This is a genomic window from Pseudomonas sp. BJa3 (genome assembly GCF_026343815.1).
Classification (GTDB): Bacteria; Pseudomonadota; Gammaproteobacteria; order Pseudomonadales; family Pseudomonadaceae; genus Aquipseudomonas; species Aquipseudomonas soli.
This window is the reverse complement of record NZ_JAOXMC010000573.1, coordinates 1-233: the sequence shown is the minus strand read 5'-3', so window position 1 is coordinate 233 and position 233 is coordinate 1. Positions and strand designations below refer to the sequence as shown.

Annotated in this window: 1 protein-coding gene; it reads right to left on the bottom strand. The window is 64.8% G+C overall.

Annotation, left to right across the window (positions count from 1 at the left end; translation table 11 throughout):
- Positions 1-233, bottom strand: a 233-nt coding sequence (locus OH705_RS28840) for a zincin-like metallopeptidase domain-containing protein (RefSeq protein ID WP_267303650.1), incomplete at both ends; no start/stop codon positions are given.

Sequence of the window (233 nt, the reverse complement as noted above, 5' to 3'; positions counted from 1 at the left end):
AGTGAACCAGCTCGTGCATGGCCGTTGCGTAGGCCTGTTCGACGTCGCGATAGAGCGGCATTTCCGGCAAACGGATGTGGTCCGGACCGGGTGCGTAGTAGGCCTGATCGCCGGCCCAGCTGATGCTGGCGCCCGTGGCGTCCAGGAAGGCCTCGATGTCGGGATTCTTGTCGTGCATCCGCTCGGGGGCGATGACGACCTCGGCGGGATAGAACTCGGGATCAAGGCCGTCG